This is a genomic window from Ruegeria sp. CDSA193 (genome assembly GCF_059611885.1).
In genome coordinates this window covers 247,893-272,872 of the sequence record NZ_JBXWPN010000005.1, presented here as the reverse complement: position 1 = coordinate 272,872, position 24,980 = coordinate 247,893, and the positions used below count along the sequence as shown (strand labels likewise).

Genomic DNA, 24,980 nt, shown 5'->3' with positions numbered 1-24,980 from the left:
TCGCCCATGGCGTCGGCTACCGGAATAGATCGCCCTCGCCTGTTTGGACGGGCCGATATCGAAATACGCACGACACTTGGCGTGGCCGCGCTTGCATGGCTTTGGCTTGCTTTGGTGCCCGCGCCCTCATTGCATTGGCCGGCGATGGTTCTGGCGATGATGCTTCCAACGCTTGTTCCGCAGATCGCACATGTCCGCGCGCGCAGCTTCGCAGATCGAAGATCACGCGCGGCACTTCTGTTTGTTCTGCCATATCTGTTGGCCTGGCTGGTCGCAGGCGCGCTTGCTGCGTTTCTTCTGGCGCCGGTTCTGCACCAAACCGTGTTTGCACCGTTGGCTTGCCTGTGCGCCGCAGTATGGCAGTTCAGCCCGCAAAAACGCAGCGCATTAAGGAAATGCCACAGCCGTCCGGTCCTGGCCGCCTTTGGTCCAAGTGCCGACCGCGATGTGCTGATCTTTGGGCTGACCTATGCGCGCGATTGCATCACCTCTTGCTTGCCGATGATGCTTGTCATGCTGGGGACCCACGACTTTGCCGTCATGATCTTTTTGACAGTGATCATCCTGTCGGAGCGCGCCGTTCTTCGCCCCGACCCCCGCGCCAGCGCATTCACCCTGTTGCTGACCGCGCTGGCGCTTACGGCGTTGGCCCATGCGCCCCACCATCTTTTGCTTTTGTATAAGGATATTTGCCATGCAGGAATATGACGCCCTAACAAGGTCCGATGTCTCGCTCGACGGCGATCCGCTAGTCATTGAAGTGGTCTCGGATACACCGCAATCGTTGTCGGCTATTCAAGAACGTGTGGGTAGTGCACTTCCTGATGTTGCCACCAGTACCCAAGCGGTCTTCGACGCAGATGCGGATCGGTTTTTCTTTGTTGAATTCCCTGAGATCGATCCAAAAGGCCAAGAGCGTGAGGTTTTTGCATTTGGCCGTGCCCTCCGTATGGCGCTGGACGTAGCCGAGGCCAACCCGGTCTTGCCAGACAGCCTGTACGGGGCTGCACATGTGGGTACGGAAAGCTTTCTCAGTTTCTGCGAAACCAAGCGCGACAACTCTCGGCCCTATGGCTGGCACCACAAACGGATCAAGACACCGCTGGCCTGGCAGCACACCCGGGGTCAGGGTAGCAAGGTCGCGGTGATCGACACGGGCTATTCCGACCATAGCGAACTGGCCGGCGTGATCGAAACCAACGGCATGTGGAATTTTGTCGAAGGGAACGGGGATGCGCGTGACCGGTTTTCAGGCGGCGTCCTTAAACATCCCGGTCATGGCACGCTTGTTACCTCGGTCGTCGGATCGCGGGGCGGGGCCGATATGAATGGCGATACCACCTCGCCGGGGGCGATAACCGGTACGGCCCCTGCGGCCAAGGTTCTGCCAATCCGGGCGATCAAATCGGTGATCGACATGACACAGCTGCGTATTCCTGCGGCAATCTCTCATGCGGTCAACCAAAACGCCGATGTCATCGTGATGGCGCTTGGCGGGCCGGTGCGGGTCTCTTCAACCGAACAGGCGCTGCGCAATGCGGTACAGGCCGGGCTGGTTATCGTCTGCGCCGCGGGCAACTGTTATCCGAACGTGGTCTTTCCCGCCGCCTATGCATCACTGGAAATCTGTACAGCGGTCGCTGCACTGCAGCCCGACAGACGGCCCTGGCGCAAAACTGGGCGTGGCCCCGAGGTCAGCTTTTCGGCCTATGGCGAAAACGTTTGGGGCGCGGCCAAGAACAAGGCGACCGACCCAAACTCGGGTATCCGCGCCAGCCAGGGCACCACGCTTGCCACCTCGATGACAGGCGGTGTCGCTGCACTTTGGGTCGCGCATCACGGCGGTCGGGCGGCGCTGTTGCAAAAGGCCCAGAATGCAGGAACAACCGTTCAGGCGATGTGGTTGCACTGTGCCAAACACGGGATGAACATGCCAGCCGTCTGGAACGGGGCCACCGATCTTGGCGCGGGCATCATCAACGCTAAGGCGGTCCTGGACGCGCCGCTACCCACAGGCGCCGAAAGCCCGGCGGCACCCGACCCGAATGCAACCCCGACATTGAACATTCTGGTCTCGCATCTTGCGGGAACAGACAGCGAGGCCGCCGGAGAAATTACCCCAGACATGGCCGATTACGCCAATGAGATCATCTGGCTCAGCTATCGTCGCGGGGCCCGGAAGCGTATCGTCGAAAGCGATGGTGGGGCCGAGGCCATGGTTGGCGAAGACGCCCCGACCTCGGGGCTGGACACCGCATTGTCGGACAAACCGGCCCTCAGCGCCTATTTGGGCATGGGATAAGCCACGGATGGTGAATGCAGCGCATATCCGGATTGCAATCCGAAAGCATGAACCGATTGTGCGTCATGCTCTGACTGCGCTGTTTCCCGACCCTGATGACCCGGTGAATTATGAAGCCGTCGAGGAAAGTGTAGACGAAGATATCGGCGAAACGCTTGCCGATGTCTTGCTGGAAATTCTGGTCGACGCTGCGAAGGTCAAGCAGTTCCTCAACTTTCTGCGCGCGCGCGGCGCCGACCCTGTGCCGCGCGACCGTAACCTGATTTTTGCCGAAAACATCGCTCGGTTTGACGGCACCTTGATCGGCACACCGGCAAATAATTCGTTCGACTTTGCCGCATTGGGCGATTTTGCCCCGCGCGCGGAAAGCTTTCGCTGTCAGATCTGGATCAACAACACATTCGAAGGATCCGGCGCGTTTGTGGCCCCAAACCTGGTGCTGACCGCAGCCCATGTTCTGGACCCGCTTAACTCCGTGCCCGCCGGGGTCGACCCACGGCTTGAAATACTTGCCTCGGACGAAAAACGGTACCGGGCAAAATGCGTAAAGCTCTGGCCCTATCACGACAGTGAAAAGGCTGGGAACCTGCCACCGGGCGATGAGGTGGATATCGCGCTGCTGCGGATATTCCTGCCGCTGGGGCATACCTATGGCAGTGTCGATGTAACCGGGGACCCCCCCGATTTTGAGGGTGCAGACCTGTTCACATTGGTCCACTACCCCGAAGGTGTCACCAAGGGGTTCATGCCCGGCAAGGTACACCGCGAACCCGGAGCCAAACGGTTCCCTCATGACATCGACACATCCGGTGGCTCATCAGGTGGCCCCGGTTTTGACAGCCAGTTCAGGTTTTTGGGCATCCACCAGGGCAAATGGGAGACAACGAAACGGCTTGTCCCTTTCGAGCAGTTCCACGATGACCCCGACTTCCAAGATCTGATCAGCAAGAACTCGAAACAGCGGGACATGTGGTCGCTGAGCCGCGACATTGACGGGACCATCATCATCGGCCGCAACCAATTCGTATCCGGGCTTGCCCATATGCTGGAACATCCCAAATCCAAACTGCGTGGGATCTGGATCAGGCGCGAGGATACGACGTCTATTCGTGGTCTCGGATTCAGCTATGACATGCTGGAATCCTATCTGCTGATGCAAGAAGCACCTAACGCCGCGCCGCAACATCGTTGCATCCGATTGGGGCCGACCCTGAATACGGACGATTTGCTTGCTGATCTTGCCGAGAAGGCCAACGGGACCGTCGCCTCGCCAGACGCTGCTGCTGGAACAACCGCCGCCCAGACTACCGATGTTGCATTCGAAGGCAGCCGCGTGGAGACCCTGATTGCTGACATGGATCAGGCCGCCAAAACCGCAGGGCAAACATGGTGGATCTATTTCGACAACCCGCCCGAAGGGCTCTCACCACGTGCCCAGGTACAGTTCGAGCATATCGCCAAATGCTTGCCCACATCCGAGAATCTGCGCCTGATCCTCGCAGGCTATGAGACCTATCGCCTGTCGCCCCTGCGTTTTGCCAATGTCGGCGCTGTCGACGGCGCGCAGCGCAGCGGCCTATTGGTGGAAGAGCTGGGACCATTCACACGTAGCGATGTTGAGGCTACAATTAACAGCATGATCACTTCGCTTGACCCGGCAAAAGAGCTGACATCGGCTGCTCGACGGGCAATGGTGGACTCTGCTCTGGCCGGGTTGAGCCCTGACAACACAGGTGAATTCGATGGCGAACATCTGGAAACCGTTGTCACCCGTGTTCGCCAAGAGGCCAAACGCTTTCTGGAGATAGAAGAATGAACCAGGCGCAGGAAGAACTCCGTTCGCGTCTGCTGCGCGCCGCAGCCCTTCGCGGGGCATTTGAACCACGGCAGCTTATGCGCGAGGTGCTTAGCGAAGATGAGTACGGCAACCGGGTGCTACGGGCCCGGCTGATGTCATCCCTGCGCGAGTTGAGCCATGTTGATAAGTCGGGCAGCTCTACGAAATGGATACTGCGCCTGACTGCACGACATCGCGAATTGTCCGGGATCGAAGAGTTCGACTCGGCGGCAACGCAGACCGATATCGTGCAGGCTCTGTCGGGACGAGAAGGTTTCGCACCGGGCGCTCTGGATCACCTTATCGAGGCGGAAACAGATGAACAAAACCTGTCGCAGCACCTTGTCACGTTAGAGCGTGCAGGCCAAAAAGCGCCGGGATATGACCGCCTGTTCAGGCTGCGCAGCCGATTGAACCTGCTCAGACGCGAGCGCCGGTCAAAAGAGCGCCTGGGTGAAAAATTCGTGGGGCGTGTCAGCGAAATCGACAAGATTCAACGCTGGATCGACCACCCTATGCGCTCGGCCCCTTTGAAAACCCTGCATATCGAAGGTCAGTACGGGATCGGAAAATCCTACCTGCTGGAACGCATCATCCAGATTACAAGCGAACGCGAAGACGTCATCCTGATCCGGCTGGATTTCGATCAGCCTTCATTGCAGACCGGTCCAATCTTTGAAGAGATCTCGCGTCAGATCGGTACCGCAATACCCCAAGCGGCCCCCGAACTCCGCAAATTGCGGTTGCGCTATTCCGAACAGGTCACACGGGAGATATACGAAAGCTCGGACCTTACACCGCGTCAGTTGATCCGGGCGATGATCAATGCGGTGGCTGATGCCGGTCTGCGCCTGGTTATCCTGCTGGATACGCTCGAAGTATTGCATGGTCAGGGCGCGACCTTCGTGAATAACCTCATGAACGATCTGGATCGCTTTGTCGAAAAGGAACAGATCGAAGTATCGATCATCTCAGCCGGTCGCGGGCCGATTTTCGGCGAAGATCACCCAAGACGGGGCGAATACATCAAGCTCGACCAGATCGAAGACGAGTTGGTCAATCAAACGCTGGATGAGGCCGGAATCCCCGAGGAATTCCGCGATCAGATCATTTTGCGCTGTCAGGGCAATCCGTTGAAATTGCGGCTGCTGATTGACGAGGTGCAGACCGAGGGCCGATTGGCCGAAGTCACCGAAGACGAGAATGACCCGATTGCCGCGGGCATCGTGAACCGGGCCATCACATCGCGCCTGCCAGTACACCTACGTGGCATTGCCAATTACGGCTTGGTTCTAAGCGAGATAAACGCCGACAACCTGAACGGCATCGTTGCACCGGCGCTTGGGCTGGGTGACCTCAGCAGCGAAGCAGGCACAATCGTCGCGGATCTTGGCCTGCAATCCTGGCTGATGGACGCCGCCACCGAAGGTCAACTGACCCATAAGGCCGATATGCGGCGGGACCTGTTGGAACCGACCTACAGCCAAAGCCCCATCGAAACCGCGCAGGTCAACCGCGCGGCCTGTGCGTATTACGCCGACCGCGATCCGCTGCTGTTCCTGTACCATTCGCTTCAGCTTATGCGCGTCGGAGAAGCCCCTCCAAGCATCAATCCCTCACTGGCTGAACGCTTCCCCGAACAGCTGTTGAAAGAGCTGCCAATCGACGCGCAGGACCTGATCCGTCAAGCTCGCGGCCAGCGCTCGGCCCCGGTGCAAGAAACCAAACAACGGGAATACGGCGCCACTGGGCTGGACAGCGGTTCTGAACTTCCCCCCGAAGACCTTGTACAGGTTGAGTCCAAGGCCGCGACGGCACGAGCACGGATCGTCAAAGGTCGCGGTTATGTGGCCGCACCAGATAGTCGCGCAGTCAAAGACCTGCGAGCGATGTTGGAGCAGGGCCAGCGCCGCGAGGCAACACATATCATACGCGAAGGATTGAAAGGCGCCTATGATCCGGCAAGCGAAGTTGGCATCCTGATCCTGTGCCACAACTGGCAGTGCGGTCATTGGTCCATGGCGCGAAGCCTATTCAATTTGTTGCCAGCAGATACCTTGCTGAGAGAGGCACAACAAAGGCCCGAACTGGAAGGCCGGATGCTCCTAGAGATTTATGCCGAGTTTGAATTCGAAGAGCTCGTTAACCGACTCCGCGATAAGGACTTTCGCGACATAGCTCTTCGCGTCGTGAACAGCTCGTCTCGAATTGGAATGCAGTCAGCAGCGCTTGAATTCGCTCTTCTGGCAACGGGTATGAGTTTTGAGGGTGATCATGAGGTTCTGGGCCTGATCGCCCCCTATCTGGATCACGGCCCACGCGAGCTGACCTATGAAAGGCTCCGCTATGCGGCGGGTATCCGTCAGGAGTTCGGGCTGGAATATTCAGAGCCGGACATGCCCGACCCCGCTTTACCGACGGATGATTACGGGCTCGCGTTGGCCCCATTGAATCCCTATTTCGACCGGATGCTGGCGCTTGTGGAAGAGTTTCAAGCAAGTGGCCGGGGTCGTGTTCTGCGCGATTTGTCCAACCTTGCCACCGGCCTTTATGAAGCGGCTGACATTTTTGCCCCGGGTTTACAGGGAATCAACAATGCGATGTCCCAGCTGTCAGAGCGTCCAACGGATGTGATTTCGCTATTGCGCGCGATGGGCCTTACCGCTGATTGGGCCGAGGGGTACAGTTTTTACCACCCGATCCCTGACTTGCCAACGCTCGCACGCGCGGCAAGACGTTGGCAACAAGTCATCGGCGGCTATTGGGCCTTCCCCTCACCACCGCCACCAGAATGGAATTCCACACGGAAATGGAGCGACCTGACATCAAGTCGAACCGTCGACCTTTTGGAACGCGGCAGTCATGGTCTGGCAGACCGAGTTCTAAACTTCTGGGCGGATCCTTTAAACGAAGGGCGCGGTAAGTCCACTCAAACCCTGCAACGCCGCCTTGCACCAGTTGCTCGGGGGCTCACCCATGGTTCAGGAACAGAGGAAATCCTTGGTTGGCTTACCAAAAGCCGGGCGCCCGTGGTGTTTCATCCGGCACTGACCATGTTTGCCGAAACAGGGCGGGGGCCAAAATACCTCGATCCCTAGAGGCATATCGACTGAGTTTCAAAACTTCATACTAGCTGAGGAACCAATGCCATGAGCGATTTCGAAAAGGAAACATTCAGCCGGCTGGAAGGCCTTGGAAATGCCGGAACAATCGACAAGGCGCGTGAGGTTCTGGATACCAGTCCGGGCATTCTTGGCGAAATGGGCCTGACACCGGATCGTGCCCGTGAATTGATGGGCGCGCAGATGAATAAGCTGGAAAGCTTTGGCTCTACGCCCTCGCAACTTGAAGCCATCGTGCGCGCGGTCGGACGTCCGCCCCTGATCGTGCGCGGCGGCAAGGTTGAAGGCAAACAATCGCTGTCATCCGACTTTCCGCCGGATATCGACATTCGTATCGGCAAGGCCGAAGACAATATCGCCTCGGTCGGGCGGATCGAGTTTATCAATCATGACTTTAGCTGGGGTGGCACTGGCTGGGTGATCGAAAAGAAGGACGACCATCTGCTGATCATCACCAATCGCCATGTTGCCAAGCTGGTCGCGCGGCGCAGTTTCCTGGGCGATGGTGTCTTCATGTTTGCCCCTGGCAATGCCCGCTATGGCGCCCGGATAGATTTCCTCGAAGAGGTCGGCGCGGCACAAGACCCCGAACGGCTTTTCGACATTCGCAAGTTCACCTATATCGCCGAAGATGCGGCCGCAGATATCGCGCTTGGAAAGATCGACCTGCCCGCAGATACGGCCAATTTCACGCCTGCGCCGATCCCGCGCGCCGATACGGATGCCCAGCACGGCGAATGCGTCGCGGTGATCGGGTATCCCGCCAAGGATTCCCTGCGCAATGACCCCACGCAGATGTCCAACTATTTCAACGACCTGTATGACGTGAAACGCTTTTCGCCCGGATTTCTCATCGAAGATGGCGGCGTGACGATCCTGCGCCATGACTGCACGACTTTGGGCGGCAACTCGGGCTCGCCTGTGATCTCGTTGGACAGCGGCAAAGCAGTTGGTCTGCATTATGCAGGTACCTTCGGCGTCGGAAACTCGGCGGTCAGGATCAGCACGGTCAACGCATTGTTGGACGGGGCGGTGCCGACCTCGATCCCCGGAACTGAAATCGTCCGGCCAGAACGACCTGACGGAAACCATGACGCAGACCATTTTGAACCGCGCGACGGGTACAACCCGGACTTCCTTCAGGTGGCAGAGGTGCCTCTGCCGGTGGTACCGAATGCGTTTGGACTTGCCACTCCGTCGGATGCGACCCCGGAACGCCCCAACGAATTGCGCTATCAGAATTTCGGCATTCTCTATTCTGCGACTTTCAAAACACCGATCATTGCCGCGCTAAATATCGATGGTGCCAAGACCCGACCGCAAAAACGAGGTAGCGACAAGTGGTTCGCCGACCTGCGCATCCCAGCAAATGTCCAACTCGGCAAAGAGGATTATGATCACGCGGATATTGACCGGGGCCACCTGGTTCGCCGTGCGGCGACAAATTGGGGTGTCGATGATGCACAGGCCAAACAGGCCAATGATGACAGCTTTCACTATACCGCTGCTGCCCCGCAGCACCGGGCCTTTAACCGGAGCCACGCGCAATGGTTGGGTCTTGAGAACTTTATCATGACAAATGTGCGCACACATGGATTCAAGGCCTGTGTGTTCACCGGACCAATCCTGACCGGTGACGAGCCGATGTTGAAAGATACCGGATCGCCGGTACCCCTGAAGTTCTTCAAGCTTGTGACCATGCTGGCCGAAGAGGATGGCAGCGAAGGCATTCTTCGCCTTCATTCCACCGCCTATGTACTCAGCCAGGTTGAGGTCATCCAACAGATGCTCTCGAACCAGGGGAGCGTGGAATCTGTCGGTGGGTTTGAGTTTGGTGCCTATAAGACATTCCAGATCCGCGTCCGGGATTTGGAAAAATTAACCGGGCTGAACTTTGGCCCCCTTAGCGACGCCGACCCATTGGCGCAGCGTCTGACCGATGCAGAAAGCCTGGCGGGACAACCACGTCCGATCGTCACAGTCGAGAGCTTTGCCAACGTCGTAATCTGAGGGTGGCGGATGAATACTCAATTAGGAATTGTGCATTTGGCGAGCCGTGGAGGACTCGAACCCCCGACCTGAGAATTAGAAGTTCCCTGCTCTAATCCAGCTGAGCTAACGGCCCGCTCATATTCTGGCTGTATCAGCCAAATCCCTCGCCTTGTCAACTTGATGGAGAGATGAGGTTTTGGGGCAAAAAACCTCTCTGATTTCAGCATTATCTCTGACCGGAGCAAGCTTATACAGGTACCTTGATTGCTGGGTGAACTGCACCTCGAAGCCATGCCTCAAAAGGCCCTAACCGAGTCGAACTTACCAGACTAATTCAGGCCGCTTATGCAGCCTGTCACGATGACGGAATACATCGGCAAACTGGGATGCCGCCACCTGCATCACTGCAATTTGATATTGTGCCGCGCAGTGGCAAACCTGTTTGATCAGATCTTCTGCAGATCCCAGCTGATTGCGGTGGCCGGAATTGTTAATAGCACCGCACACATGCCCAGACCCGTCATGGGGGGTACGGTGATCCAGTTCCGTTTCGCTCAGATCCGCCAGCATCACGCGCGCCATTGATGTGACAAGGTACGGAAGGCGCGAACCAACTGGAATGTTCGAAACCAATGGGCTGGGTGCCAGAAAATTCCTCGGCGATCTCGGACAATGTTTTCAGCCTGACCAGCACCAAGTGCCCCAAGGTTCTTAAGCTCGCGCAGTAATGAGTTCCGTTGGTTCTATTCACCCTTCATCATAGTTTTTGCGCCAACCGACGCATGGTGGAAATATATCCGGCGTCGATGGACTCGTGATCGGGGTGCTGACCATCTTCAATGACCTTTTGACCAGCAACATAGACGGCAATGATTTCTGCCTGCTGACCCGAGAACATGTGGAAATCCAGCACGGCTTCGGGCGACACCGCCGCCATCAGACCATTCCTATCGTAAGACAATTCTACAAAATCAGCACGGCACCCTTCTGCGATACGGCCGATATTGCGCCCGGCTGCACGTGCTCCACCTTGGGCGGCGGCTTGCCAGAGATAACCGCCGACATTGGGCATGTCCTTGGAGCACATAACATTGCGCTGCCGGTGCAGCAGGCGCTGACTATATTCCAGTGTGCGCAGCTCCTGAACTGCCTGGGTACAGATGTTGCTGTCCGAGCCGATACCAAAATGGCCATTTGCTGCCACGAAATCGACCGCCCGGAAAATCCCGTCTCCAAGATTTGATTCCGTCAGCGGGCACAGACCCACGGTCGCACCCGAAGCGGCAATGGCCGCAACCTCGGCGTCATCCAGATGGGTGGCATGGATCAGGCACCACGCGGCGTCAATCTGGACCTGGTCCATCAGCGCCGAAACAGAGCGTTTGCCACTATGGGCGATACTGTCTTCCACCTCTTTGGTCTGTTCGGCCACATGGATGTGAACTGGACACCCCGGCAACTGGTCTTGCCGAAGCTCCATAAGCCATGACATTTCATCCTCGGTTACGGCGCGCAAGGAATGCGGGGCGATTCCGAGGTTAAGCTTTTCATGCTGCTGCTTCAGGGTTTCGATCAGCAAAGCGTATTGATCACGTGCATTGGTGAAACGCCTCTGAGCATCTTGCGGAGACACGCCGCCGAAATTTGCGTGTGCATAAAACACCGGAAGATGCGTCAGGCTGAGGCTCGTTCGATCTGCAGCAGAGACAATAGCAGAAGACAGCTCCTCAGGTTGGGCGTAGCGCGCTCCATCCTCTTCATTGTGCAGATAATGAAACTCGACAATCTCGGTATAACCGCCTTTGAGCAATTCCATATACAGCTTGGCAGTGATTGCCTGCAGGTCCTCGGGCGATACGTTATGAGCGAAATAGTACATCATTTCGCGCCAGGACCAGAAGCTGTCGACCGGATTCCGGCGCACTTCTGATAACCCAGCCATCGCATATTGAAAGGAATGACTGTGCAGGTTGGGCATGCCCGGCACAACCGGGCTTTCAATCACCGGATAGGCATTGGGATTGTCGTCCGCGACCAGTGCTCCGAACTCACCAGATTCCGTGACGGTTACAGAGATATTGCTAAGCCAGCCCTGGTCCGTCAGTGCCTGTTTGAAATGAAATCCAGTTGTCATCCACTTTCCTTTACTTGGATGCCGTATCGGCGAGTCTGTTTGGGTCATCCACGGGTGGTGTTAACTTCATCCAACAACGCGGTAACAAGGTTCTTGATCGCGACGCCAAGCACCTCTGCCTTGGGGGGCGCAAGGTCCCAAGGAGCGTGCTCGATCATATAGGTGGACTGTGCAATTTCGAGTTGCAGCGCATGAATGTTCTGGTCGGGTTGGCCATAGTGCCGGGTAATATGGCCTCCCTTAAAGCGGCCGTTTTTGACAAAGCTGTATTGGCCGGACCCCAGCGATCTTTCGGCGCAGGCCTCAAAGCGCGCGGCTGTGCTGGCCCCGCTATTTGTGCCCAGATTCAAATCCGGCAGCACCCCATCAAACAGCCTTGGCACTTCGGAACGGATGGAATGCAGATCCAACAGTATGCAGGTGCCAAACTGCGCCCTGATCCGCAGAATCTCAGACTTGAGCGCCTGATGATACGGTGCCCAATAGGATTGGATGCGCGCCTGTGTCTCCTGCCCATCTGGCTCTTGCCCTTCCAGATAAAGCGGCTGACCGTCAAAATCGATTTGCGATATCAGGCCGGTTGTCGGACCGGAATAAAGCGGCGCGTCATCAGCTGAACGGTTCAGGTCCACCACATAGCGCGAATACTGCGCCGCCATGACACCCACACCCAATTCGGCACAAGGCAGCGCCAGCTTGTCCATGTGCCAATCCGTATCCTTCAGCTCCAGCGCGGCGGGTCGCAAACGGCGTTCAACCTCCGGAGGCAGCAAGGTTCCGGCATGTGGGACATTCAGCAAAATCGGCGTTGAACCCGCCTTAAACGTCATTAGATTCTGAACAGCCATCGCGTTCCCTTTGTTTGATGTTCTGTCAGCCCATAATTCGGCAGACCGACGAAGACCGACATTTTTTACCGCCCCAAAAGCTGGAATCCGGTCAGATCAGAGATGTGTCGTCATCCGGTATCCCGGCGCAAAGTAAAGCTTGGCATATGTCACCGGCGCACGACGCAGCCAGGTAATGCGTTCGGCGGTAAAGATCGGGTCGCCAGGTGGCGTGTCCAGGAACTTGGAGATTTCACCATCAGCCTTGGTCGCCATGAAACTAAGCTCCAGATTGCTGAATGGCACCCTGTTAACCAACCAGTCATTCGGCCCCGATTGTTCGAAACTTTCCTCCAACACTTCAGGTACAACGTCGGCAACTATCCATCGCACCTCAAGCTGAAACGCTACGTTGTCGGCATAATGCATACATCGCAGGTGCAAGACGTCCTGCTCTTTTTTCAGGTCGAGGCGTGATGCCAGCCAGGACGGTGCGGGTTGCACCTCTCGGTCCACCAAAGAGTACCGATAGGCCGCACCGGTGGCCGTTATCTCGTCACGCACCAAAGGGATCGCAAATTGCGCCTTTCTGATGGGAGAATTCAGAACCCGCGTGCCGGCCTTGCGTTTTCTTTCCAGGTATCCTTCTTCGGCAAGCTCTCTCAACGCCCGGTTGACCGTTGTTCGTGTACTTGAGAATTCAGCGGCCAAATCCATCTCGCTTGGCAAAATGGAATCCGGGCTCCAGATACCGGTTTGGATTCGATCCAAAACCACCTGCTTGATGTCCCGAAAGCTCATGTTCCCCTGAGGTCTTGCCATAAAACTCCCCAACTCAAAAACCGGCCTTAATTGGCTTATACATACACATAAGACATCTGCAATGAAGCATGTAACTCTGCCCCGCACCTAAGACCTCTACCTAATTTGACTCCAAGAAGGCGGCTTCGGCGCGATGCCTTTCATTATTTTGTGTACACATTATGCAGTAATCAGTATACCTATTTCAGAAGCATTGCAACTTGGGATCAGATTCTCATGACTGGTAAAACAACCCTTCGTGGCGCAAAAATTGCAACACAAGCCAGCCAGCAGGGCCCTTATGGGCTAATCGAGGATGGCATCATCGTAATATCAGGTGAGTTTATCGAATGGGTCGGACCCAGACGCGATCTGCCCGATGAATATACCGAGCTTGAGGCCGAGGATCTGAACGGACGCCTTGTGACGCCCGGTTTGATCGACTGCCACACCCATGTTGTATTTGGCGGCGACCGCGCCCAAGAGTTTGAAATGCGCCTGAATGGTGCAAGCTATGAACAGGTTGCGCGCGCCGGAGGCGGTATTAACGCAACCGTTCAAGCGACACGCGCCGCCAGCCTGGAAGAGCTGATAGAAAGTGCATTGCCCCGCGTCGACGCGATGATCCAAGAGGGCATGACCACTATCGAAATCAAGTCCGGCTATGGGCTAGAACAACAGACAGAACTGAACATGCTGCGCGCCGCGCGCGAAATTGGAAAACGTCGCCCAGTTTCTGTTCAAACCACATATCTGGGCGCCCACGCGACTCCGCCAGAGTACAAGGGGCGCGATGACGCCTATATCGACGAGGTCGTCATTCCGACATTGCGGGCCGCCCATGTAGAAGGGCTGGTCGATGCAGTTGACGGATTCTGCGAAGGGATCGCCTTTCAGCCCAAACAGATCGCCCGTGTCTTTGACGCCGCCGCTGCGCTTGACCTTCCGGTTAAACTGCATGCCGAGCAGCTTTCTAATCTGGGCGGGGCGCAGCTTGCCGCCTCCTATGGCGCATTGTCTGCGGATCATATCGAGTATCTTGACGAAGACGGCGTGATCACCATGGCCCAGGCAGGAACAGCGGGCGTAATCCTGCCCGGTGCGTTCTATACTCTGCGTGAAACGCGTCAGCCTCCGATTGAGCTGCTGCGCAAACACGATGTCCCAATGGCACTGGCAACCGATTGCAATCCGGGATCATCCCCCCTGACATCTCTTCTTCTGACCATGAATATGGGCTGCACGCTGTTCCGCATGACGCCAGAGGAAACATTTGCGGGCGTGACCTGTAACGCCGCGCGTGCCCTTGGTTTGAGTGATCGCGGTATGATCGCCGCGGGTCAGCGGGCCGATCTGGCGGTCTGGAATGTGGGCCGTCCGGCCGAGCTTTCTTATCGTATCGGGTTCAACCCGCTTCACAAACGCATCTTTGGAGGTCAAGCGTGACAACTCTCACTCTGGCGCCCGGGCAGGCTACTCTGCCTCAGCTTGAAACCATCTATTGGGATGAAGCCTCGGTCATACTTGATCCGACGTGTCGTCCTGCGGTCGAGGCGGCCGCAAAACGGATCGCTATCGCCGCTGCGGGTGATGTACCGGTTTATGGCGTCAACACGGGTTTTGGCAAATTGGCCAGTCTCAAGATCAAATCTGAAGACACCGCCACTTTGCAGCGAAATCTGATCCTCAGCCATTGCTGCGGCGTAGGAAACGCGATGCCCCGCCGGATGGTTCGGCTTATGATGTCTCTTAAGCTATTGAGTTTTGGCCGTGGCGCATCTGGCGTCCGCTGGCAACTGATCAAGCTTATGCAAGACATGCTGGAAAAAGGCGTCACCCCTGTTGTTCCAAATCAGGGATCGGTTGGCGCGTCAGGCGATCTGGCACCTCTTTCACATATGACCGCAGTAGTGATCGGTGAGGGAGAGGCGGAATATAAAGGCGAAATTCTTCCGGGCGCCGAGGCGCTTGCAAAGGCTGGCCTGTCCCCGATCGAGCTTGGCCCCAAGGAAGGTTTGGCCTTTATCAATGGCACACAGTTTTCAACGGCCTATGCGCTTGCCGGTCTGTTCGAAGTCTGGCGTGCTGTGCGCAATGCGCTGGTCATCTCGGCCATGTCCACCGATGCCATCATGGGATCAACCGCTCCGCTGCAGCCCGAAATCCATGCGCTGCGAGGACATCGTGGCCAGATCGAAGCGGCAGGTTCGATGCGTGAGATACTGGCGCAATCCGAAATTCGAGAAAGCCACCGGGATGATGATACACGTGTTCAGGATCCCTATTGCATCCGCTGTCAGCCGCAGGTGACTGGTGCGGCGATGGATGTCCTGCGACAGGCCGCACAGACCCTTTTGATCGAAGCGAATGCTGCAACAGACAACCCACTTGTGCTGACCGAAGCGGATATGATCGTGTCCGGTGGTAATTTTCACGCGGAACCCGTTGGGTTCGCTGCTGACATGATTGCGCTGGCATTGTCCGAGATTGGCGCGATCAGTCAACGGCGTATTGCTCTGATGGTCGATCCAACGCTCAGCTTCGATCTTCCGCCTTTCCTGACACCTGAACCCGGATTGAATTCCGGCCTGATGATTGCCGAGGTGACGACAGCCGCTTTGATGAGCGAGAACAAGCATCTGGCCAACCCATGTGTCACCGATTCAACACCCACCTCCGCCAATCAGGAAGATCACGTCTCGATGGCAGCGCATGGTGCGCGGCGGCTGGCCCGCATGGTCGAAAACCTCAACCATATCCTTGGGGTCGAGTTGCTCTGTGCCGCGCGTGGCATCGAATTCCGCGCACCCCTCCAGACGAGCCCGTTGCTGCAACAGGCCATCGCACGGCTGCGCGAGGATGTTTCGAGCCTGCAAGAGGATCGCTATATGGCGCCCGACCTGAAAGCGGCAAAGGAATTAGTCGCGTCGGGCGCGTTGCTGAACGCGCTGAACGCCTCTTTGCCGGGCCTTAACTGATGGCGGTCTTTGCCATGATGGCGCGCGACCGCAGCCGAGAAACATGATTGAGAACTTCAATGCCCTTGCCCTGTCGGGCTCCATCCAATCTGAAGGGAATGACCGATGAGCGATCCTCGTAAGAACAGCCGGGACATCTATCCGCCAACCGGGACCGAACTGAATGCCAAAAGCTGGCTGACCGAAGCACCACTGCGGATGCTGATGAACAACCTGCATCCCGACGTGGCAGAAAACCCGCACGAGCTAGTAGTATATGGCGGCATAGGCCGGGCCGCGCGAACCTGGAAGGATTTCGACCTGATCGTCGACAGCCTGAAAGACCTGGAAGCGGACGAAACCCTGGTCGTGCAGTCGGGAAAGCCCGTCGCCATCGTCAAAACCCACAAGGACGCACCGCGCGTCCTGATTGCCAACTCGAACCTGGTGCCGCATTGGGCGAATTGGGACCATTTCAACGAGTTGGATAAGAAAGGTCTGGCGATGTATGGCCAGATGACTGCGGGTTCCTGGATTTACATCGGGTCGCAGGGCATCGTCCAAGGCACCTATGAGACCTTCATGGAAGCAGGACGCCAGCACTATAGTGGCAGTCTGAAAGGCCGTTGGATCCTGACCGGGGGTCTGGGTGGTATGGGCGGCGCTCAGCCACTGGCTGCTGTGATGGCGGGTGCCTGCTGTCTGGCCGTGGAGTGCGACGAGAAATCCGCCGATTTCCGACTGCGCACGCGCTATGTCGACGAGAAAACCCACAGCCTGGACGAGGCCCTGGATATGATCGAACGTTGGACCAAAGCGGGCGAAGCCAAATCCGTGGCGCTGATCGGAAACGCCGCCGATATCTTCCCCGAAATACACAAGCGCGGCGTCAAGCCCGACATCGTCACCGATCAGACTAGCGCGCATGACCCGATCAACGGATACCTGCCGCAGGGCTGGACCGTGGCCGAGTGGCGCGCCAAGGCTGAAACCGCTCCGAAGGAAGTGGAAAAGGCAGCCCGCGCCTCGATGAAGGTGCAGGTCGCGGCGATGGTTGCCTTTCACAATGATGGTGTTCCAACCGTCGATTACGGCAACAACATCCGGCAAATGGCGCTTGAGGAAGGTCTGGAAGACGCCTTCGCCTTCCCGGGCTTTGTGCCTGCCTATATCCGTCCGCTATTCTGCCGTGGCATTGGCCCGTTCCGCTGGGCGGCCCTGTCGGGGGACCCCGAGGACATCTACAAGACCGATCAAAAGGTCAAAGAACTGCTGCCCGATAACACGCACCTGCACAACTGGCTGGATATGGCGCGCGAACGGATCGCATTCCAAGGCCTTCCTGCGCGTATCTGCTGGGTTGGTCTGGGTGACCGACATCGCCTGGGTCTGGCGTTTAACGAGATGGTCAGAACGGGCGAGCTAAGCGCGCCGGTGGTCATTGGTCGTGACCATCTGGATTCCGGTTCAGTCGCCTCGCCCAACCGCGAGACCGAAGCGATGAAGGACGGGTCTGACGCGGTCTCGGACTGGCCTCTGCTAAATGCACTGGTCAACACCGCCTCGGGCGCGACTTGGGTATCTCTGCACCATGGCGGCGGCGTTGGCATGGGCTTTTCCCAGCATGCGGGTGTGGTGATCTGCGCCGACGGCACCGATGATGCTGCCAAACGCCTGGAGCGCGTTTTGTGGAACGACCCTGCCTCGGGCGTGTGGCGTCACGCCGATGCGGGTTATGACCTGGCCAAGGATTGCGCTCGTGAACACGGGCTGCGCCTGCCTGGAATTCTGGGAAACTAAGTTTGGATCAAGCGGAACAGATCCCGGCCATTCATTTGTGAAGGCCGGGATTGAACGATCACCAAACACCGTGCGCGCCGGTTGCTTTTGGAAACGGTGATCTATTGGACAAAGCACAGCGTATTGAACGCGCGTCTCCAGGCTGAAACCTCGGAGGCAATCGGCGCGCCTTGCAGACCTTGTTTGATCAACCCCGCCAGACGATCCGCATCGCCTGCGGTCATCCCCCAGCGGACAAGCTCGGGCGTGCCAATTCGCAGACCGTTCATATCACCTTCAACCGCCGCCACAGGCAGACCGATGCCACAGGCAAGGAACCCACTTTGGCGCAAGGCTTTTGAGGCCGCCTGCCCGCCCCCAAAGGGCTCAGCCAGCACAGCGAACTGGTGAGAGTTGGTAAAGCCCTCGGCCCCAGCGAACACAGGCACATTTTGTGCATCCAAAGCCGCAGCCAATGCCTGCGCCATAGCGATCATCTCATTCGCATAGGCCGCGCCAAAGTCTTTCCAGTCCAGCATCGTGACCGCAAGTGCGGCAGTTTTCGCCGCATCAAAATTGGCCGTCATGCCGGGAAAGGCGATAGCGTCCAGCGTTTTGGCGATTTCTGCATCATTCGAAACGATCAGCCCACCTGCAGGGCCACCAAGGCTTTTATAGGTGCTCATCGTCATGAAATGCGCGCCCTCGGCCAGCGGGTTGGACCAGGCGCGCCCGGCAATAATGCCGCATTGATGGGCCGCATCGAACATGACCTTGGCCCCGACCTCATCGGCGATGGACCGCACTTCGGACACGGGATGCTCGAACAGGTTCAGGCTGCCACCAATCGTAATCAGCTTGGGCCGCTCGGCCCGTGCCAGCGCCCGCAGTTGGTCCAGATCAACGGTATAGCCATCGGCATTCACCGGGGCCTCTATGGTGCGCAAGCCGTATAAGCCGGCGCAGCCATCGGCATGATGCGTCACATGCCCGCCAATGGATGCGGGCGGCGCAATGATTGTGTCGCCCGGTTTGCAGGTGGCCATAAAGCCATAGAGGTTGGCAATCGCACCAGAAGGCACACGAACCTCGGCGAATTTGGCATCGAACACATCCGCGCAAAGCTGGGCCGCGATCACTTCGATTTCCTCGATCGCTTCCAGTCCCATTTCGTATTTGTCGCCGGGATACCCCAAAGAGGGGCGCGACCCGATGCCAGAGGATAATAGCGCTTCGGCTTTCGGGTTCATCACATTGGTCGCAGGGTTGAGGTTAAAGCACTCTTCCTCATGGATCACCCGGTTCTGCTCGGCCAGCTGCTCGATACGGGCCAGCAGATCGGCAGACGTTGCGGACGCCGTCGTGGCCGCTATGTCCTGAATCAGGGTTTCACTGGTGCTCGGCACCCAATCTCGTTGTGCAAGCGTCATTGGACGTCCTCCGTTTTGCAGCATGGTGGCAGCCATTCCGTGACAGCGCAAAGCAGATTTGCTATTTCTTGGCGTAGAAAAACTAAGGCTTGAAATGAGTGTCATGCCCAAACGCCCGAAAGGGCCCCCGCTGAATGCAATGCGCGCCTTTGAAGCTGCCGCACGTCATGTCAGCTTTGTCGTCGCCGCTGAGGAATTGAGCGTCACGCCCGGAGCGATTTCGCAGCACATCAAGACATTGGAGGGCTGGGCAGGTGCCGCGTTGTTTCGGCGCAATGCGCAGGGGGTGGAACTGACCAAGGCCGGGGCTTCTCTGGTGGCTGAATTTTCTGCAGCCTTCGACGGGCTGGCCGAGGCGACGCGTGCCCTCCGCAACCTCAAACCTAACGCCGATTTTCATATCGCCGCCTTGCCATCTGTTGCGCAGCTTTGGCTACCGAAACGGCTAAGCCGGGTCAGGGCGCAGTTTCCGCATATCAATTTTTCGGTGACCGCGATGGAAAACCCACCCAGTCTTGATCGGGAATTGTTCGATCTGGCCATATTCATTGGCGAACCCAATGCTGAGCCCGAGCAGATTTGCATTTGCCCCGATCTCATCTCTCCGGTCGGCGCGCCTAGCCTGCTTGAACGTATGAACCACTTTGGCGACGCCGTCCTTCTGCATGACCAGACCTGGAACGACGATTGGACAATCTGGTCACAGAACACGGGAATTGAACTGCAGGATGCGCAGACCGGGCCGAAGTTTTCTCTGTACAGCCTGGCCGTGGAGGAAGCGAAGGCAGGTGCAGGTATTCTGATGGGGCATCTATGTTTGCTTGAGGATGCCTTGGCAAGCGGCGCTCTTAAGTCTGCAAGCGAATACACCTGCCCAACGGGCCACTTTCTGTTCATCCAGATACCTGGCGCAACGCGGCAAAGGCTCGAAACGCAACAGGTCGTGGCATTGCTGAACGAAGATAGTGCCTAACAACCGGCCTATTCTGCGGGCTTTAGATCCAATCGCATGAAGGCGCTGTTGGGGTCGGCCTCATAGCCGTAGATCGGGCCGCAATAGGAATAGCCCAGCGCTTCATACAGCCTGCGCGCGGCGTCGTAGTAGGACAGATGATCGGCGCCCGTCTCAAGAACCAGCGCCGAGGTCCCTTCGACCCGTGCGTGATCAGCAAGATGGGTCATCATCACTCGCGCCAGACCGCGGCCACGTGCGGTGGCAAGGATATGCACGGATTTGACTTCGGCGGTCCCATCCGGCAGCGCCTTGAGCGCGCCGCAGCCCAGCACCTTGTTACCCTCATACAAAGCCCAGAACCGCATTCCGGGCCCGGCCAAGGCACTGGCATCCATCGTGTGATTGCTCTCGGCTGGCCCGGCGGTTTCGCTATGGGCAAAATGCGCCTCGACCACTGGGCGCAATGCGTCGGAGGTTGGGTCAGCCTCGCGAATGTCGATCATTTAATGCGTCCAGGGTGCGCGCCGATCGGTGGCAAAATTCTCGCCATAACCGCGCGCGCGCAGGTTCGGCTTGCGTTTATGCGGTTCACTGACCTGTGCGTCGATACCGTTGTCCTTGGCGTAATCCAGCGCCTCTTCCTTGGTGTCGAAATTCAGACGCACCTGGGTCTGCGTGTCACTGGAAGACGTCCAGCCCATCAACGGATCAACCTCGCGCGTGGATGCTGGGGCATATTCTAACACCCAATGCCGGGTCTTGGCCGTACCCGATGTCATCGCATTCCGCGAAGGCTGGTAGATCCGTGCGCGCATGTCGCCTCTCCGTACTCACTTGGCTGAGGTTGTTTATGCGTCAGAGCGAGGCCTGGGACAAGGTGGCAAATGTCGCGGAGGACAAGGATGTTCTGATGACGAAAACTGTCATTAGGGGAATGGTATAATCATTCAAACGCCACAACAAGGACAGCAAGATGATCCACCACGAACGCAGCCTCGACATTGATACCCGACCCGAAGATATCTGGGCCATTCTGAGCCGGTTCATGCATATCGACGATTTCGCCCCGCAGGTGACTTCAGTAGATGCGCTAACACAAGGTGCGGATGGGGTGGGATCGAAACGACGATGCCATTTTGAAAATGGGACGTCTCTGGTCGAAGAAGTCACGGATTGGCAAATCAACCGGGGCTACCGTGTCCGCTTGTCTGAGATGTCTGCAATGCCTCTGACCCAAGCACATGCAGCAATCGCCGTTGAACCCCTTGCCAACAACCAATCCAGAGTAGTCTGGAGCATGGATTATCAAATGAAGTTTGGTCCATTGGGATGGCTTATCGGGCAGACTGTGCTGAAAGCGATGATGGGGCGTGTCCTGGGTGACAACCTGAAAGCGCTTGAAGAAAAGGTGCGTTCGGATCAAATTCCGGATCATCGGTTTGCGTATTACTGAAACTGCCGTTTCTATCTCGGATCAGGTCTTGCAGTTGGACAAAATAAGAACAAATGTAGGGGCCTGACCCGGAGCCTGCCCATGCCTTACGCCCATTCCGACAAGACTCAGCTGACTGCTGATGACGTCCGCGCCCGCCTGAAACTGGAAGGCGGTAAAGAATTCGTCATGCATACCGAGTTCTCACCGGCAGGCGACCAGCCCACCGCGATCAAAGAGCTGACCAACGGTATCTTCGACGGCGAAAGAGAACAGGTACTGCTGGGCGCGACCGGGACGGGCAAGACCTTCACAATGGCCAAAGTGATCGAGGAAACCCAGCGACCCGCCATCATCCTTGCGCCCAACAAGACACTGGCGGCGCAGCTCTATGGTGAGTTCAAAGGTTTCTTCCCGGAAAACTCGGTCGAGTATTTCGTGTCTTACTACGACTACTACCAACCCGAGGCCTATGTCGCGCGCAGCGACACCTATATCGAGAAAGAATCCCAGATCAACGAACAGATCGACCGGATGCGCCACTCGGCCACGCGGGCGCTATTGGAACGCGATGACGTGATCATCGTCGCCTCAGTGTCGTGCATCTACGGTATCGGTTCGGTCGAAACCTATGGGGCGATGACGCAGGACCTGAAGGTCGGCGGTGAATACAACCAGCGCCAGATCATGGCCGATCTGGTCGCCCAGCAGTACCGCCGAAATGATCAGGCATTCCAACGGGGCTCGTTCCGGGTGCGGGGTGACAGCCTGGAAATCTGGCCCGCCCACCTTGAAGATCGCGCTTGGAAATTCTCGTTCTTCGGTGAGGAATTGGAAACCATCACCGAGTTCGACCCGCTGACCGGCGAACGCGCCGCGAATATGGAACAGGTGCGGGTTTACGCCAACTCGCACTACGTGACGCCGAAGCCAACGATGAACCAAGCGATCATCGGCATTAAAAAGGAACTACGTATCCGGCTGGACCAGCTGGTCGGCGAGGGCAAGCTGCTGGAAGCCCAACGGCTGGAACAGCGCACCAACTTCGATCTGGAAATGCTTGAGGCCACTGGCGTCTGCAACGGGATCGAAAACTACTCACGCTATTTGACCGGCCGCGCACCGGGTGAGCCGCCGCCAACCCTATTCGAGTTCATCCCCGACAATGCCATCGTGTTTGCTGACGAATCCCATGTCAGCGTGCCGCAGATCGGCGGCATGTACCGGGGCGACTATCGACGCAAATTCACGCTGGCCGAACACGGGTTCCGCCTGCCCTCCTGCATGGACAACCGCCCCCTCAAGTTTGAGGAATGGGACGCCATGCGCCCGCAATCCGTCTTTGTCTCGGCAACCCCGGCCAAGTGGGAGATTGAACAGACCGGCGGTGTCTTCACCGAACAGGTGATCCGCCCCACCGGGCTCTTGGACCCCGAGGTCGAAATCCGCCCTGTCGGCATGCAGGTCGACGATCTGCTGGACGAGGTGCGCAAGGTCGCCGCCGACGGTTATCGCACGCTGGTCACAACGTTGACCAAACGCATGGCCGAGGATTTGACCGAATACATGCACGAACAGGGCATCAGGGTCCGTTACATGCACTCGGATATCGACACACTGGAACGCATCGAGATTCTGCGCGACCTGCGTCTGGGCGCGTTCGACGTGCTGATCGGTATCAACCTGCTGCGCGAGGGGCTCGACATCCCTGAATGTGGGCTGGTCGCCATTCTGGACGCCGACAAAGAAGGCTTCCTGCGATCCGAAACCTCACTGGTCCAGACCATTGGCCGCGCCGCGCGCAACGCCGACGGGCGGGTGATCATGTATGCCGACAAGATCACCGGTTCCATGGAGCGCGCCCTGAACGAGACCAACCGCCGCCGCGCCAAGCAGATGGCCTATAACGAGGAACACGGCATCACACCCGCAACGGTGAAGAAAAATGTCGAGGACGTTCTGGCCGGTCTCTACAAAGGCGACGTCGACATGAACCGCGTCACCGCCACCATCGACAAACCGATGCACGGCGCGAATCTTGAGGCGCATCTGGACGGGCTGCGCGACAAGATGCGCAAAGCTGCCGAGAATCTGGAATTCGAAGAGGCCGCCAATATTAGGGACGAGATCAAACGCCTGGAAGCAGTCGATCTGGCCATCGCCGACGACCCCATGGCGCGCCAATGGGCGGTCGAGAAAGCCTCGGAAGACGCGGTGAAATCGCGCGGACGCTCAACGGCTGGCAGGCCGGGGCAGCGGGGTGGGAATGTGAAGCGGCGGAAGCGGTAAAGACTATGCACCAACGCGATTTTGGATTCTCAATGAGCATTGGTGACGCTTCTGATCGAAGTGGCGTCAAATTTATGCAAGTCATCAACGATCAACTGTATGCCATCAAGGAAGCAAGTATTTGGCGCATTCAATTAGCCGACGAGATTGATCCCAAGCGAACAAGTGCTAAAATTCCTAATTTACAACAACGCGTTGCCTCTTGCGGAGCGTCCAGCAAGGTTGTCAGCAGGACATTAATCCAAGCAATTGAACTGACAAAAAACAGAAGTTGGGAATTGCCAGTTTCTGTCGACGGCGTATTGATCTCAGCCCTTCGTGCAGCTCAATCCGGTAGTTTGATCGACAATAATATTGCACGATTGGAGGAGCACGCCTCTGTCACAAAAAGAGAATTGTCTGAACTAACTTCAATGAAAAACTTTGCGCTTCCAAACTATCCTGAGCTGGACAACCTGTGGGCATCTTCTCTCTATGCGATTAGTGCCTTTCGCGATGCAATTCGTGATTTAGTTGTTTCCGTCTTTCCTGAAAATGACATGGGCGCGAATTGGTTGTCAGACCTAAAACGTCGGGTAGACTTCGAGCCAGCACAGTTTTTTGAGAATGAAAGAGCATTCTCCAATGTCGAACATGACATGAAGTTGGTCAGGGAGTTCCGGAATATTGAGCAACACCCGAAAGCAAACAGGTACATAAATTTTTCTGACTACTGGATGAGGCAGGATGGCCAGATCGGCGCTCCCTGTCTGCATATAGTTGGCTTGGACAAAAACGATATTTTGACAGAAGTTTCTGACTTCTTAGCGCAGATGCGTGATTGCCTCACCTTTGCGTATGAGATGATACTCTTGTGGTCTGTCAGCACTGCAATTAGCCCGTTCCTTGGTCAAAAGCCATTCATCATTCACAATGAGAACTTTGAGGACGGGCCGAACGCCCGGTATAGTTTGGCGATTGAGTTTGAAGGTAAAACATCCGTCATAGGTTAGAAGTTCCAGTTTTATCTGAAACTCTGTGCAACACGTCACACTCCACCCTTGCAGCCCAGCGCTCCCTCCTCCACGTTTGAAATCACAGATTGTGATTCCAAACGGCTGCCATGACGAACTCCAACACCCTG

At 57.0% G+C, this 24,980-nt stretch carries 19 protein-coding genes and 1 tRNA gene; 12 read left to right on the top strand and 8 right to left on the bottom strand.

What is annotated here, in order from left to right; translation table 11 throughout:
- The first annotated feature begins 6 nt into the window (after positions 1-6).
- From AC2FLG_RS11685 to AC2FLG_RS11665, 5 genes are read left to right on the top strand one after another with little or no spacing between them, the layout of a single operon-like run.
- Positions 7-708, top strand: a complete 702-nt coding sequence (locus AC2FLG_RS11685) for a copper chaperone (protein ID WP_142635698.1) — start codon at positions 7-9, stop codon at positions 706-708.
- Positions 695-2,302, top strand: a complete 1,608-nt coding sequence (locus tag AC2FLG_RS11680) for a S8 family peptidase (protein ID WP_496706299.1) — start codon at positions 695-697, stop codon at positions 2,300-2,302. Before AC2FLG_RS11685 ends, AC2FLG_RS11680 begins: the two co-directional genes overlap by 14 nt.
- Positions 2,303-2,309: 7 nt before the next feature.
- Positions 2,310-4,118 carry a S1 family peptidase gene (locus AC2FLG_RS11675; protein ID WP_496706297.1) on the top strand — a complete coding sequence of 603 codons (1,809 nt, stop codon included), beginning with the start codon at positions 2,310-2,312 and terminating at the stop codon, positions 4,116-4,118.
- A complete protein-coding gene (locus AC2FLG_RS11670; protein ID WP_496706295.1) occupies positions 4,115-7,237 on the top strand; it encodes an ATP-binding protein in 3,123 nt (1,040 codons plus the stop codon). The genes AC2FLG_RS11675 and AC2FLG_RS11670 overlap by 4 nt, the downstream gene beginning before the upstream one ends.
- Positions 7,238-7,288: 51 nt before the next feature.
- Complete coding sequence (locus tag AC2FLG_RS11665) at positions 7,289-9,271, top strand: DNA/RNA non-specific endonuclease (RefSeq protein ID WP_496700795.1); 1,983 nt, start codon at positions 7,289-7,291, stop codon at positions 9,269-9,271.
- Positions 9,272-9,308: 37 nt separating this feature from the next.
- Here AC2FLG_RS11665 and AC2FLG_RS11660 read toward each other — a convergent pair.
- The 5 genes from AC2FLG_RS11660 to hutC all read right to left on the bottom strand — a co-directional run bounded on the left by AC2FLG_RS11660 (position 9,309) and on the right by hutC (position 13,036).
- Positions 9,309-9,386, bottom strand: a tRNA-Arg gene (locus AC2FLG_RS11660).
- 188 nt (positions 9,387-9,574) lie between these two features.
- Positions 9,575-9,823 carry a hypothetical protein gene (locus AC2FLG_RS11655; protein WP_496706293.1) on the bottom strand — a complete coding sequence of 83 codons (249 nt, stop codon included), beginning with the start codon at positions 9,821-9,823 and terminating at the stop codon, positions 9,575-9,577.
- Between the two features lie 187 nt (positions 9,824-10,010).
- Positions 10,011-11,387 (bottom strand): formimidoylglutamate deiminase, encoded by a 1,377-nt coding sequence (locus AC2FLG_RS11650; protein ID WP_496706291.1) that lies wholly within the window; start codon positions 11,385-11,387, stop codon positions 10,011-10,013.
- A gap of 44 nt (positions 11,388-11,431) precedes the next feature.
- Positions 11,432-12,235 (bottom strand): N-formylglutamate deformylase, encoded by an 804-nt coding sequence (hutG, locus tag AC2FLG_RS11645; RefSeq protein ID WP_496706290.1) that lies wholly within the window; start codon positions 12,233-12,235, stop codon positions 11,432-11,434.
- 96 nt (positions 12,236-12,331) lie between these two features.
- Positions 12,332-13,036, bottom strand: coding sequence for a histidine utilization transcriptional repressor HutC (hutC, locus tag AC2FLG_RS11640; protein ID WP_246097191.1), 705 nt, complete (start codon positions 13,034-13,036; stop codon positions 12,332-12,334).
- 216 nt (positions 13,037-13,252) lie between these two features.
- On the opposite strand from hutC, the gene hutI reads away from it, so the two are divergent.
- The 3 genes from hutI (at position 13,253) to hutU (ending at position 17,772) form a co-directional block, all read left to right on the top strand.
- The gene (gene hutI / locus AC2FLG_RS11635) at positions 13,253-14,461 is read left to right on the top strand and encodes an imidazolonepropionase (protein WP_496706288.1); all 1,209 of its coding nucleotides are present in this window, start codon (positions 13,253-13,255) and stop codon (positions 14,459-14,461) included.
- Complete coding sequence (hutH, locus tag AC2FLG_RS11630) at positions 14,458-15,993, top strand: histidine ammonia-lyase (protein ID WP_496701674.1); 1,536 nt, start codon at positions 14,458-14,460, stop codon at positions 15,991-15,993. Before hutI ends, hutH begins: the two co-directional genes overlap by 4 nt.
- 105 nt (positions 15,994-16,098) lie before the next feature.
- A complete protein-coding gene (hutU, locus tag AC2FLG_RS11625; protein ID WP_496706286.1) occupies positions 16,099-17,772 on the top strand; it encodes a urocanate hydratase in 1,674 nt (557 codons plus the stop codon).
- Between the two features lie 101 nt (positions 17,773-17,873).
- Here hutU and glyA read toward each other — a convergent pair whose 3' ends face one another.
- The gene (glyA, locus tag AC2FLG_RS11620) at positions 17,874-19,181 is read right to left on the bottom strand and encodes a serine hydroxymethyltransferase (protein ID WP_496706284.1); all 1,308 of its coding nucleotides are present in this window, start codon (positions 19,179-19,181) and stop codon (positions 17,874-17,876) included.
- Positions 19,182-19,284: 103 nt separating this feature from the next.
- Here glyA and AC2FLG_RS11615 point away from each other — a divergent pair, with 103 nt between their 5' ends.
- The gene (locus tag AC2FLG_RS11615; protein WP_496706282.1) at positions 19,285-20,154 is read left to right on the top strand and encodes a LysR family transcriptional regulator; all 870 of its coding nucleotides are present in this window, start codon (positions 19,285-19,287) and stop codon (positions 20,152-20,154) included.
- A gap of 8 nt (positions 20,155-20,162) precedes the next feature.
- Here AC2FLG_RS11615 and AC2FLG_RS11610 read toward each other — a convergent pair whose 3' ends face one another.
- Together AC2FLG_RS11610 and AC2FLG_RS11605 are read right to left on the bottom strand one after the other, a co-directional pair.
- The gene (locus AC2FLG_RS11610; RefSeq protein ID WP_142635670.1) at positions 20,163-20,639 is read right to left on the bottom strand and encodes a GNAT family N-acetyltransferase; all 477 of its coding nucleotides are present in this window, start codon (positions 20,637-20,639) and stop codon (positions 20,163-20,165) included.
- On the bottom strand, positions 20,640-20,951 hold the full coding sequence (locus AC2FLG_RS11605) for an ETC complex I subunit (protein ID WP_142635668.1): 312 nt from the start codon (positions 20,949-20,951) through the stop codon (positions 20,640-20,642). It lies immediately after the preceding gene.
- A gap of 158 nt (positions 20,952-21,109) precedes the next feature.
- On the opposite strand from AC2FLG_RS11605, the gene AC2FLG_RS11600 reads away from it, so the two are divergent.
- The 3 genes from AC2FLG_RS11600 (at position 21,110) to AC2FLG_RS11590 (ending at position 24,849) form a co-directional block, all read left to right on the top strand.
- On the top strand, positions 21,110-21,589 hold the full coding sequence (locus tag AC2FLG_RS11600) for an SRPBCC family protein (protein WP_496691740.1): 480 nt from the start codon (positions 21,110-21,112) through the stop codon (positions 21,587-21,589).
- Positions 21,590-21,670: 81 nt separating this feature from the next.
- The gene (gene uvrB / locus AC2FLG_RS11595; protein ID WP_496691741.1) at positions 21,671-23,857 is read left to right on the top strand and encodes an excinuclease ABC subunit UvrB; all 2,187 of its coding nucleotides are present in this window, start codon (positions 21,671-21,673) and stop codon (positions 23,855-23,857) included.
- Positions 23,752-24,849 (top strand): hypothetical protein, encoded by a 1,098-nt coding sequence (locus tag AC2FLG_RS11590; RefSeq protein ID WP_496706412.1) that lies wholly within the window; start codon positions 23,752-23,754, stop codon positions 24,847-24,849. The genes uvrB and AC2FLG_RS11590 overlap by 106 nt, the downstream gene beginning before the upstream one ends.
- The last annotated feature ends 131 nt before the right edge of the window (positions 24,850-24,980 follow it).

Excerpts from the sequence above, each read along its gene's own strand:
- AC2FLG_RS11685 (WP_142635698.1), top strand. The coding sequence starts at position 7 with ATGGCGTCGGCTACCGGAATAGATCGCCCTCGCCTGTTTGGACGGGCC.
- AC2FLG_RS11680 (WP_496706299.1), top strand. The coding sequence starts at position 695 with ATGCAGGAATATGACGCCCTAACAAGGTCCGATGTCTCGCTCGACGGC.
- AC2FLG_RS11675 (WP_496706297.1), top strand. The coding sequence starts at position 2,310 with ATGGTGAATGCAGCGCATATCCGGATTGCAATCCGAAAGCATGAACCG.
- AC2FLG_RS11670 (WP_496706295.1), top strand. The coding sequence starts at position 4,115 with ATGAACCAGGCGCAGGAAGAACTCCGTTCGCGTCTGCTGCGCGCCGCA.
- AC2FLG_RS11665 (WP_496700795.1), top strand. The coding sequence starts at position 7,289 with ATGAGCGATTTCGAAAAGGAAACATTCAGCCGGCTGGAAGGCCTTGGA.
- AC2FLG_RS11655 (WP_496706293.1), bottom strand. The coding sequence starts at position 9,823 with ATGCTGGCGGATCTGAGCGAAACGGAACTGGATCACCGTACCCCCCAT.
- AC2FLG_RS11650 (WP_496706291.1), bottom strand. The coding sequence starts at position 11,387 with ATGACAACTGGATTTCATTTCAAACAGGCACTGACGGACCAGGGCTGG.
- hutG (WP_496706290.1), bottom strand. The coding sequence starts at position 12,235 with ATGGCTGTTCAGAATCTAATGACGTTTAAGGCGGGTTCAACGCCGATT.
- hutC (WP_246097191.1), bottom strand. The coding sequence starts at position 13,036 with ATGGCAAGACCTCAGGGGAACATGAGCTTTCGGGACATCAAGCAGGTG.
- hutI (WP_496706288.1), top strand. The coding sequence starts at position 13,253 with ATGACTGGTAAAACAACCCTTCGTGGCGCAAAAATTGCAACACAAGCC.
- hutU (WP_496706286.1), top strand. The coding sequence starts at position 16,099 with ATGAGCGATCCTCGTAAGAACAGCCGGGACATCTATCCGCCAACCGGG.
- glyA (WP_496706284.1), bottom strand. The coding sequence starts at position 19,181 with ATGACGCTTGCACAACGAGATTGGGTGCCGAGCACCAGTGAAACCCTG.
- AC2FLG_RS11615 (WP_496706282.1), top strand. The coding sequence starts at position 19,285 with ATGCCCAAACGCCCGAAAGGGCCCCCGCTGAATGCAATGCGCGCCTTT.
- AC2FLG_RS11610 (WP_142635670.1), bottom strand. The coding sequence starts at position 20,639 with ATGATCGACATTCGCGAGGCTGACCCAACCTCCGACGCATTGCGCCCA.
- AC2FLG_RS11605 (WP_142635668.1), bottom strand. The coding sequence starts at position 20,951 with ATGCGCGCACGGATCTACCAGCCTTCGCGGAATGCGATGACATCGGGT.
- AC2FLG_RS11600 (WP_496691740.1), top strand. The coding sequence starts at position 21,110 with ATGATCCACCACGAACGCAGCCTCGACATTGATACCCGACCCGAAGAT.
- uvrB (WP_496691741.1), top strand. The coding sequence starts at position 21,671 with ATGCCTTACGCCCATTCCGACAAGACTCAGCTGACTGCTGATGACGTC.
- AC2FLG_RS11590 (WP_496706412.1), top strand. The coding sequence starts at position 23,752 with ATGGGCGGTCGAGAAAGCCTCGGAAGACGCGGTGAAATCGCGCGGACG.